At 61.2% G+C, this 10,962-nt stretch carries 6 protein-coding genes and 1 pseudogene; 2 read left to right on the plus strand and 5 right to left on the minus strand.

Features of this window, described 5'->3' with window-relative positions; all coding sequences use genetic code 11:
• Positions 1–83: 83 nt before the first annotated feature.
• Both JQC81_RS21430 and JQC81_RS21435 read right to left on the minus strand, forming a co-directional pair.
• The gene (locus tag JQC81_RS21430) at positions 84–5,036 is read right to left on the minus strand and encodes a PDDEXK-like endonuclease domain-containing protein (protein ID WP_203273793.1); all 4,953 of its coding nucleotides are present in this window, start codon (positions 5,034–5,036) and stop codon (positions 84–86) included.
• A gap of 142 nt (positions 5,037–5,178) precedes the next feature.
• Complete coding sequence (locus JQC81_RS21435; protein WP_203273794.1) at positions 5,179–6,813, minus strand: MobA/MobL family protein; 1,635 nt, start codon at positions 6,811–6,813, stop codon at positions 5,179–5,181.
• Positions 6,814–6,944: 131 nt separating this feature from the next.
• Here JQC81_RS21435 and JQC81_RS21440 point away from each other — a divergent pair, with 131 nt between their 5' ends.
• Positions 6,945–7,370 carry a hypothetical protein gene (locus tag JQC81_RS21440; protein ID WP_203273795.1) on the plus strand — a complete coding sequence of 142 codons (426 nt, stop codon included), beginning with the start codon at positions 6,945–6,947 and terminating at the stop codon, positions 7,368–7,370.
• A gap of 818 nt (positions 7,371–8,188) precedes the next feature.
• Here JQC81_RS21440 and JQC81_RS21445 read toward each other — a convergent pair.
• Together JQC81_RS21445 and JQC81_RS21450 are read right to left on the minus strand one after the other, a co-directional pair.
• On the minus strand, positions 8,189–8,701 hold the full coding sequence (locus JQC81_RS21445; RefSeq protein ID WP_203273796.1) for a hypothetical protein: 513 nt from the start codon (positions 8,699–8,701) through the stop codon (positions 8,189–8,191).
• On the minus strand, positions 8,694–9,662 hold the full coding sequence (locus tag JQC81_RS21450; RefSeq protein ID WP_203273797.1) for a P-loop NTPase family protein: 969 nt from the start codon (positions 9,660–9,662) through the stop codon (positions 8,694–8,696). The genes JQC81_RS21445 and JQC81_RS21450 overlap by 8 nt, the downstream gene beginning before the upstream one ends.
• Positions 9,663–10,079: 417 nt before the next feature.
• Here JQC81_RS21450 and JQC81_RS34425 point away from each other — a divergent pair.
• Positions 10,080–10,316, plus strand: a pseudogene (locus JQC81_RS34425) (GcrA family cell cycle regulator); the annotation flags it as partial.
• 85 nt (positions 10,317–10,401) lie between these two features.
• Here JQC81_RS34425 and JQC81_RS21460 read toward each other — a convergent pair.
• Positions 10,402–10,959: a hypothetical protein gene (locus JQC81_RS21460; protein WP_312887562.1), complete on the minus strand. Its 558-nt coding sequence runs from the start codon at positions 10,957–10,959 to the stop codon at positions 10,402–10,404.
• Positions 10,960–10,962: the final 3 nt, after the last annotated feature.

The raw sequence follows: 10,962 nt of genomic DNA on the forward strand, positions 1-10,962 counted from the left end.
GGGGCACCTATTGAGTGAAACATTGCGACATACCGGCAGAGCAAGAGCTGACACGCCCTCAGGAGGGAAGCCAATCGAGGTATCTAGTGACCTGCGACTGACCTCTCGGTTCGCACAATGAGGACACGCCTCATACGACCGTTCACTTCGAAATCAGTCTCATCCTCCTCAGTCAGCCCAACCAATTCCCTCCCCAGCGGAGAATTCACAGCCAAGAAGCCATTCGTCAGATCGTCACGGGTAGGGCTCAATGTTAATGTCGCTGACTTATTATCGTCGAGGTATCTGATGACAACTCGGTCTCCCACACGGATTCCATGCGAAGATTCGGCGAGTTTTTCATTGTTCTTGGCGTTTATCTCACTACGCGTCTGAGTCTGAGGTGGGGATTGCTGCTCGGCCTCTGGCTCAAACGTAATGCCTTTCGCCTGTGCTGCCGGTGCCGTGATGTGGGCTGTGAAAACCCCACCGCTGGCAGCACTGTCGCTTGGCTCAATTCCATGGCGTTCCAGGGTCGCGAACAGATCGTGCATGCAACCATCGGGGTCGAGCGTGAAACTCGACGCCCAGCAGCGCCAGAAGCGCCACCCGACCCGCTCCAGGATGCGCTGACGGCGCATATCGTCCGCCCAGCGCTCCGGACCATGGTACTGATCCCCATCACACTCGACGGCCAGGCGCCGTCCGTTCGCTCCCTCGACAACAAGGTCAATGCGGTACCCCATGGCACCGATCTGCGGAGTGACCCGGTAGCCGCGCTCCAGAAGACGCCGCAGCACCTCCCGCTCGAAGTCCGACTCACACATAGCCTCAAGGTCACCCGTCGGCGTAGCAGCACCGGCCATCGGGTCACGGAAATGGCGGATCACCCGCGCCTTCAGGTCCTCAGGCTTGAGCTCCTCCTCACGCACTGACCGAACGAGCACGAGACGGTCGCGGGCACGTGAGAGCGCGACGTTGAAGCGCTGCTCGAACTGGGCTGCGGTCTGCGCCTGCTTGCTGTTGGGATCTGCGATCATGGACAGGAAGACAATATCGCGCTCATTGCCCTGGAAGGTGGCGCTGTCACCGCAGGCGATACGGTGGCGCATCATCAGATCTTCCCCAAGTTCATCGAGAAGCATGCGGTTGATGAGGGCAGCCTGCTTTGCTCCAATCAGCGACACCACGCCGATCGTACGCCAGCGGTCCTGGGCCTCAATACGAGCAAGGGCGGGATCCTCAACAATCTTGCGGACCTCACTGACGATGACCTCAGCTTCCCGCGGGTTCTGCTTGTCGCCCTGGCGGCGCCCGTCCGGCACGTAGATGTCGACGAGCGGCGGATCGAGCCGCTCATGCGCTGTAGGCACACGTAAGGGCACCAACGGCTCAGGGTAGAACTGCATGGAGAACCGGATGATCGGCTCGACGCAGCGGAAGTGCTCCTTGAGCATCACCAGCTTGTCTGGAAACATGACCTTGGCGAGGTCGTAGAGTGAGGCTCCTGGCAGCAGAAGCGTCTTGAAGGGCTGCCCTTTGAGAAAGCCGTTCTCCAGGCGGTCGATCTTGGCATTCTCAATGAAGGCCGCTGTCGGGCTCACCTGCTTGTCGTCGCCGACAACCAGGATCTTCTTGCCACGAAGGAGTGCCGGGACCTCACGAATGTCTGATTGGGAGGCCTCGTCCATGATGACGAGGTCGAACGAGCCGACCTCACCGGGTAGCTGCTCTGCAACGCGCCATGTCGGCATGATCCAGCACGGAATGGCGTCGTAGCACTGGGCCATGGCACTGCGGGCGTCGCGGCGGTGCCGGACAGCCCCCTTGCCGGTGCCCTTACCGGTCCTGCGCAGAGCTGTGGCAAACATCATCAGCGCAGAGCGAACCGGCCCAGACATGGACCGGCCGAGCTCATAGAAGGTCCGCTCGCGCACTACCCGTTCGAAGGTCTTTCTGATTTCCGCATCAAGGCGGACCCGTTCCTCGGCCAGGCTATGCAGCCGGTTCCGGTCATCGATCCGCGCCAGATAAGCGGAGGCGGCGGCCCAGTCCCATGCCTCACGCCAGTCGACGGGGATCAAGGCATCCGTTTCGCCTTCGACTGGTTCTGTGGACAGCCGACGGCTCCAGAGAGGAGTTCCCGCTTCGCGGATCCGGCCCGTCACGGTACGGACAAGCGCCAGATGGTTCTTGTGCTGGTTCAGGTCATCGATCTGACGCCTTAAGGCACCCCAGAGGCGGGCGATGGTTTCCACCTCGATATCGGATCGGCCAATCGCCTCGCCCAGCAGGTCACGAGCCAGTTTTCCGATCTTGCCTGATGCATCCGAGAAGAGCCCCTCGAGCCGGGACACTTCAACGCGCGCAGCGGCGAGCTGTGCGGAGGCCGCCGCATTCCGAAGCGCCTCCTCGACATATTCCATCCGAGCAGGATTGCGCCAGAGATCCCGAGGCGAGATCGCCCCAGGTACGACTTGGCCGAAGACCTCCTCCAGCGCGCGCATGGCGCCAGCTCCCTCCACGAGGATAGCACCAAGGAGACTAACGAGTTGTTCGATCTCCCGCGCCGACCCTGCAGACGGAGCACCAATCTCCTCAGCCAGCGCCCGCCACCGGACGCTCAATGAAGTGACTTGATCCCGCCAGATGAGGTACTGGCGAATGTGATCCCAGTCCTCACGAGCAGCTGGTGTGCGCCCTTGCACCTTGATGGCCTGCACAACCGGCCGGAGTGCCTTCTCGCGAAAGGCAAAGAAGCCAAAGACTTCCTCTCCGTTAGCGAGGCGGCCAATCAATGGGGTCGCCTCACCGGCCGCAAGCTCGAAGGTATCAGGCAGTTCCACCGGCTGGGCCAGGTAGCGCTTGCGCTCCTCGACAATCGGCTTCGCGTCCTGCGCAAACCGAAGGAGCAGATCGAGCGCGCCGGCTCCTCGCTCACCAGCAATCGCATGCTGAGCCACTGGCTCAAGCCAGGGATTGGCCTGGGTGAGCGTCTGAACACGCTGGAGGGTCTCAAGGGCTTCGGCTCCCCGCAGCGCCTGCGCGATGGCACCAGCGGATCCGATGCGGATTGTCAGCGAACCATCTCGTGCAGCCGCCTCCGCGAAGCGCTCGGACCGGACGAGGTCCTCATGCAGCCGGGCAATGACCTCCGCGTCGGGCAGATCCTCAACTGACGGGAGCACCACATCCAGGTGCTCGAGCCGGGAACCCAGGGTCACACGTGCCGCTCGAAGAGCGGAGATCTCGTCGTCGGACAGACCGGCGTCCTGCGCGGACTGCTCTGGGCGATCCTCAAACCACCTGTATTGCTCTGCCGAGGAAACAATCCGTTTTGCAATCTCCGCAGGCCGCTCACCAGCTCCGGTCGGGGCGAGCTGCAACAGGGCGAACCGCTCTATTTCCTTGTCGACCTCCTCAAGTCGGGTCCGGAGCCCGACCACGGAGGCTTCCAGGTCACGGATCAGACGCGACTGCTCGCTGGGCTTGATGCTCTCGACGACCGACTGCAGGAGGCGCACGGCCGTCTCGAGTTGTTTGAACCCTTCACGCTCTGTGGCCGTGATGCTGATCGCGAGATCCCGGACCCCTTCGGGCAGCTGGTTTCGCAGAACTGCAAGGGCGGGCTCCCCATGCGACACCACCAGAACCCGCCGGCCGGTGGCCATGTAGTGGCAGATGATGTTGGAGATCGTGTGCGTCTTGCCCGTGCCGGGTGGTCCCTGGACGACAATGCCATCGGTGCCTTCCAAGCGCCGGACGATCTCGATCTGGTCATCGTTGAAGGGCTTGGGGAAGAAAAGGTCCATAGCCTCAGGTTGAGGCGCCGCCTCCGCTGTCCCGCCGGTGGTCTCGCCGACGCGATTTCCCAGTGGAGTCCAGATATCATCTGGCTTCGCGGTGGAGGGCCCCATCACGAGGGTCTGGGCCGGTCCCGGCAACGAACCCTCTTCGGCAGCCTTCTCGACCGACTTCTTCAGGTTCTCGAGGTCGGCCAGAATGAAGCTGTCGGATCGTCTGCGGGCAAACAGAACCCAACGGTCGGAGACGGTCAGGTGTTCGCTGGCCACAGGCACAGGCTGATCGGGTGCCACTACCTGGCGATCGGGCAAATATACGCCTTCGGCATCCAGACGGGCCTGACAGGCCCGAAGGATAGGCTCGAACCCCTCGCGCCGGTAAGGCGAAACACCTTCGTCCGCATCAACAGCTGCGATCGCCCGCCGGGATGCGTCCAAGGCTAGGGAAGCCCCTTCGACACCTAGGTCTTCGAACGGGCGCATGTTGACGCTGGCTGTGACGGTCCGGGGGCGAACCTTGATCTCACCGCCGGCAAGATCGTCGATCTCGATTTCCACGAGATGCTCAACCAGAGGCAGGTCGACCTCATTGCCATCCCTGAGCCAGCGAGAGAGCCCCATGCCCCAAACGAGTTCGAAGGATTTGTCGCCCCCTCCGAGTTCGGCGAGTTGGGTGACCTCAAACAGCCTCTGATACAACGCCAGTGATCGGCGAACCGGACGTTCAGTCATCGACCAGGGCAACCATTGTTCGGTGATCCACGTCTCGGCGGCGCTCCTAACGTCGGGGCGATCCTCCAGGCGCAAGCGCACGTCCCAGCGCGGAATGGCCTCGTCCTTCTTGATGGCCTCTGTAACATCCTCCGGTCGCACGGCTCCGGAGGCCAGAAGTTCATCCCGCTCCGTCTCCGTTACCGTCCGAAGCAGGTATTCCCGCAGTTTCGGCTCTCGCTCTGGATCAGGGGAGATCTCCAGCCAATCTGCCGCGAGTTCTGGCGGTGCGGGAGGATCACTGCGCCGGAGGCGCTCCACGGCCAGCCACACCGGGCCATCCTCGTCCACCAGGTCATGACGGACCCCAGGCATGGCATGCAGTTCGTGCTGGTGCAGCACAAAGGTCTGTCCGGTCGGAAGCCGATGCTCAGACAGCCGCAGGGCCGGCCGCTCATCCAGCCGGACCACTTGCTCGACGTATCCCAGAAGATTGTGAAGGCGCTCAGCGGCAGGTGCGACGGTATCAGGTGCAGACATCATGTTCTTTGCTTCGCTTCGTTCCTAGCCCCTCGAACGAAGCTCTATTGCTAAGAAAGTCGTCTGAACATCCAAGACTGGTCAAGCCTAATGTGTCGGCATGGAGCGGGGATCTGGGAGGATGCTCAATCGGAGCGACGCCGGCTCAACGGCCAAAGCCACCTTGGTTTCGCTCGAAATTTCTGCGCGCTTCATCACATTGTTCAGGTGTCGTGTATGGCCTCGGAAGCTTGGAGCGATCTCCGCTGGTTCGAGCCCACTCGACAAGACCAGGAATAATTTCCTTCAAAGCAGTCGCACGAGTAACGGCTTTCAGCTTTAGCAGAGCCACGATCAAAGCTCCTGCAGCTTGAAGCAGGTGATTGTTCCCAGTCTCCGACGCCAGCAATATAGTTGCAGCAGCTTGCTTCATCTGGAGGCTGCGAGGTTTGCGATTTGAATTCCAGAGTGGATCAAACTTCGGGACAGCTGGTCTAGACGAGACGGGTGGCGCTGCTACCGGATCGGGCTGAGTTCGCTCCACTTGCGGCGGCGTGGTCGGGCGTGACATTTGTGGACGCTCAATCTGTGCCGGCGATTGAGGCGCAACAAACCGTTTTTCATGAATAGGCGTCGCTGCCGTTGGCGCCTGGTCCTCATGTACCAGTGCTTGATCGACTGTCTGGTCTGCTTCAGGAGCGGGGGCTACCACTGACTTTACAGCGACGGATGGGACAGCTTCTTGGATGTCTGGCGCAACTTCTTGAGCCTGCACATTTAGGTCGAGATTGGGCGCCACTGTGGAAGGCGCGGGCGCCTGATTGGGTAGCGCAGCAGGCGAAACCGGTACAGGAGCGGGCTCTGGCCTAGGCTTGGGGGTCATTCCGGTTACAGCCGGAGTGGCAGATCCTGCAGCCTGAGCCAGCGGCTTCGGATCCCAGAACAGTGTCGGTGTTCCGAGCTTGACAGGGACCTGAGGCTGCTCAGGGGTTTGCGTCGGCTCCGGCAATGCATCTGGCAGGATAGGCGCCTCGACACTTGGATTGTGAGAAAGACGGCGGAGTTTCGCCAGCTCAACCCGACGGGATTTATCATCAGTGATATAGAGTTTGCGGCGCTCCTTCCGAAGCCTACGTTCCTTGCGGCGAAGTGCAGTGAGTGCTGGACCATGATGTTGGCCCGGCGTGCGATCGATGCCTTGGTCCTTCAGGCTTTTCAGTGAGATCACGACACCTTTCTTTTCCAGCCATTTGTTGACCGTTTCTTCCCACGCTCGCTTCCACTCATTGAGGTGTTCGGCACCGGTTTTTCGATCGTCCAGCTCACGCGTCTTGTTCCCGAACTTTATCTGGCCCGATGGAGCGACTTCGACTTTACGGGTCGTGAACAAAAAATGGGCATGCCAATTTCGTGGATCACCCTCCTCAGGCGGCTCGTGAATGGCGACGTCGACCGCCACGCAATGCTTCTTCGCGAGATACAGAGCATGAGCAGACACTATGATCTGCCGTTCCCCCGCGTCGGCCTCATGCGGAAGCGCGATATCGAGTGAGCGAGCAACAACTGAGTTGCTGCGATGCTCAGCCGCTTCAGCGAGATTCCACAATTCCTCACGATCCGTGTTATCGCCACTGGGCAATATAGTGAAGTCGTAGGACAGTCCCCGCTTCTTGCGATAGTCGTGGATCTCGCCAGTTGTCCGATCGCGAAGAAGGCCGCAGGAGATGTATGCCGCTGAGGCCGTCGCGGAACGACCAGCAGACCGGGAGATAGTACCGAGTTCATAGCGAGCGAGAGCCATGCGTCTTACCAGAGTGAATTCAATGGCGAGCAATGCCCTTTTAACTAAGTACCATGCCGACAACTTTGCATAACTGCGCCCTTAGGCTAGAATAGCTAAGCTTAGCAGTGTTGGCAAGCAGGGAGTAGATCATGGCAGACAAAGGGGGAAGGGAGAGCGATACCGACGCATCTCCTGAGGGTACGGTAGACCAGGAAGGCAAGCCTAAAAAGAAAACGGCTTCCAGGGAGAGGCCAGCTCGTTCTCTTAAGGACCGAGCCGAGGCTTATAAAAAGAAAGAGGAAGCCCTGCGCAAGCAGCGGCTAGCGATTGAGCGTCGTGTGCGTGGCCAGGATAGATCCCAGCAGCGTAAAGACGCCATACGACAGAAGCTTCTCATCGGCACTTGGTTCTTAGACGAAGTTGGTGAACACCAGAGCCGCAAAGACTACCTGGTCAAGCTGATTGAGCGCAGGACAACGGCACGCGATCATGAGGTCATGAAGGATCTCTACAAGGACCTAACTGGCAAAGACCTTACTTTGCCGGTAGTCCCAGACGAAACGGATCCCTCCTAGAGCGGACAATCCTCTCCGACGGCATCATTCTCGCACAATCAAAACACCCGGCAGCGTGAACTGAATAAGCTCCCCGCAGCCGGGATCTGAGCCCAAAATTCCAAATTGCTAAGAGTGATGGCTGATGTCGAGCCAAGTCTCGGCCAAGACGCCATTCTCGGTAGTACGCCAAACGACCTCCTGCAGGAAGACTAAGTGAAGCCAGTGGCGCACCGCAGGTACACATCAAGCCCAGCATGGCGATGAAGGAGAACAACATCCCAATATCTACCCAGCAGTATAGATGGGTTCACGGAGGCAGCGACTCAGGAGATTACCGAGCACCAATAAGCCAGCCACTCCGTCACCCCCACGGTGGCCGACGCGACCTGCGCGAGGTACGCCAAGAGGACCTCCCCAGAAGCTGGATGACAGGAGAAGCTGAGATCATTTATAGGGTGGGCAACTGCGCCAAGAGCTGGAGCAACCTTCAGCTATGTAAGTTACAAAGTTGCTTCACGAGTATCCAACGTGGTTCCGGATGTCCGGTCCTGGGCCGGAGAGCCGAAGAACTTCCCTGAGCGTCTTCGGTTCAGACCCTTCCCTCCCTAAGATTTGAGGGAGCAGCCATCAAGAAAGGCGGCCGTCGCGAGACGAGCCGCCTTTCAGTGTGAGTGGGTTAGGCTGAGGCCTTCACCACTGCCTCAGGTGCTTTCGGAGGCGGCGGTAGGCGTAGCTCCACATCTAAGCGGGCACATGGAGGAACGCGGTGGCGACACCAAGCGGCCAGACATGGCGATTCTGGCAGATCCGTAAACAGCCTGCCGGTGATTGGCCGATCAGCCCTGCCCTGCCCGCGCGGCGCCCGGCTTCTTCCAGGGCACATAGGACACATAGGCTAGGCGGATGAACAGCAGCGTCAGGGTCTTCTGGACCGCGATCTGCATCGCCTGCGGCTCTCCGGTGGCCGGATCGTACAGGAGCAGACAGCTCTGGCCCGACTGCTCCTCCTGCGTCACAGCCCACATCAGCTCGATCGCGATCTGGCCGGGCGTGTGGGTCACCCGGTAGCCCCCGATCCGGTGAACCGACGGAGCGTTCCAGGACACCTGCTTCTCCCTGCCCTCCCCGCCCACCTCGACATCGCCGATCCCGGCGGCCTGCCCGCGCAAGCCCGGGCCCCGGCTCTTGAACACGCCGGTGAACGAAAAGCGCCGGCGCGGCGCCACCGGAATCAGCCCGATCAGCCGAACGGCGTCGTCACGCGCGAAGGTCTCGCCGTCCTCAACGAGCCGGTCGAGGAGGGCATGAGCCTCGAGCCGCGCCGCTGCGTCGAGGTCTACCCTACTCATCGCCCGAGCCCTCCTGACCGGCCGAGCCCGGTGACGATTGTGGCTCCTTCTGAACCGACCGGTCCACCGGCACGACCAGGATGCCGTCATCACCAAGCACCAGCCGGACGGTCTCGGCACCCTCAGCCTTGGCGCGGACAAGATCCGCATCGAGGCGATCTCTCACCGCCCACTCCCCTTCCACATAGGGACCGATTGCCGGCGCCATGAGATCGGTGACAATGCGGGCATCAATGCCGCCGTCTGCCAGCACCAGGCCATGCGCGCGGACCTGCTCTGCAATTTGACGGCGGTACTCCCGCGTCAGCTCCCCTGGCGTGTGGCTCCTCAGGCCGATCACCGCATCGATGCTGCGCAGCACCGGAATGGGAAAGCCCGCATCGGCGAGCAGCTTCACGGCCGCCACATGCAGCCGATCCGGATCGGTCTCCTGGCGGGCCAGCTGGCCCACCGCTCCCTGCCCCAGCTCGGTGGTCAGGATGAAGATGGCCCCGGTTGTCGCCACCTCCGTGCCGGACGGCTCTACCAGACGACCGCTGGTCCAGGCGGCCTGGAGGCGGCTGAGGACGGTCGGATGCGCCTGCTCGACGGCCTTGAGCGCCACGATGGCGCGAGGGTGGTCGGTCAGGCTCTGCTGCAGCGACAGCCAGGCAGGCACGCCGGGATTGAGCCCAAAGATGAGTGCGTCTTCCTCGCCCCAGGGTGGGGAGAGGTCATACTGGTGAATTGGGACATCCAGCGCGTCAGCCAGCACCTCCACAAGGTCGGCTTTGGTTCCGGACCGATCCGGTCCGGCGAGCAGAAGGACGGCCAGCGGGCGGTGGTCGGAGCGGGTCTCGAGGCGGCGGGACAGTTCGGCCGCGAGCGCATCGATGGCGGCATCCTGCCCGGAGATGCCGTCCTTGGCTTTGGCCAGGAACGCCTGCAGGCGGGCTTCAGTGGTGTTTTCACCAGTGGTCATAGAGTTCATTTCGTCTGTGGTTTGATGGATGATGAGCCCGCGCTCGTCAGGAACGAACGTCCTGGGCTCACTGTGACGAGGTCGGACTGACCCGTGCCGCGCCGGCTGTGGCGCCTTACCGTGGCATGTCCTTTTTGGGATTTTTCTTGTTCCCTGCCTCACCCACCCGAACATTCAGAGTCGTCTCTTCTCGGGATTGTCTTTCCGGGATGATGACCCTTCCCCGGACTCTTCCAAGCAGCACCGCTATCGAATGCGCAGGCTTCACTCCATCCGGGGCATCCTCTCGTCGGGAACGATGGAGACGCGATCGCTTGCGCGGCGGGCCGAGGAAGATTGTCGATGCGCCTCCTAGTGGGATCCCCGAGCAGCAGGCTGAGGTGCCCGCCATCCGTGTAGCAAAACGCGACTTCCGTTGAGACAAGCGAGCGTGCAAAGATGTCCGTCATGCAAGAGCCAGATCCCAGGCAACGGACGAAACTGCTCAAGATTGGAATGCGGCAGTGCCGCTACATCGTCTCTGATGATCCTCGTCATGCGATTTGCTGCGGAGCCCCGACACCCGAGGGATCAAGCTGGTGCGACTGGCACCGGAGGCTCGTCTACGTCCAGGCGCAACCCGTCAGAATTCGGCGTGACGCTCTGGCGTCGTAGGCGAGCAATTCACAACGAGCCTTCCGAGATCTGGTCAGGGCGAGGGAGAGCTCACTCCAGCGTGCGCCACCGCATCTTGTGCCGGTCACAAATCCAGCCCGGAGACCGCGCCGTCACGGGCCACAAGGGCAATGCGGATGCCGGCTCGCCTTACGAGTGGACGGCTTCGCCAAATCTCCGCGAGCTTGCGGAAGACAGGTGTGTCGGGAACCGCTGTGACCACGATGTCATCGGCAGAGACATCGAACAACAGCGCCTGCCCGAGTGCGGCGGTGAGCAATGCATATTCCAGACCTCCAGGCTTTCGGACCAGTGGACCCTTCTTGCATTGGGCGACGACGTCGCCCTCACCTGGTCGCGAGTGCACCCGGATGGTCTTGTCGTTGCGTCGGTAAGCGCCAGTTCGCGCGCTCCGGCCGAACTGCGGCTCCCTGATCTGCTCCCATCCAGTCCAAGCCATGAAGCGGCCGATGTCGAAGACAATTGGGTCGCCAACCTTGATGCTGGCACCATCGATCGCGACACTTGCCATCGCTCCCGAATGAGGAAGCGACAGGATGAACTCGGCCAGGCGCAGGGCCACTTCGGCCTCTGACATACGGTCGGCTTGGAGGCCGAGTTCAAGCGAATCCTTATCCCTCACAAT

It is taken from the genome of Microvirga arabica (assembly GCF_016811235.1).
Taxonomy (GTDB): Bacteria; Pseudomonadota; Alphaproteobacteria; order Rhizobiales; family Beijerinckiaceae; genus Microvirga; species Microvirga arabica.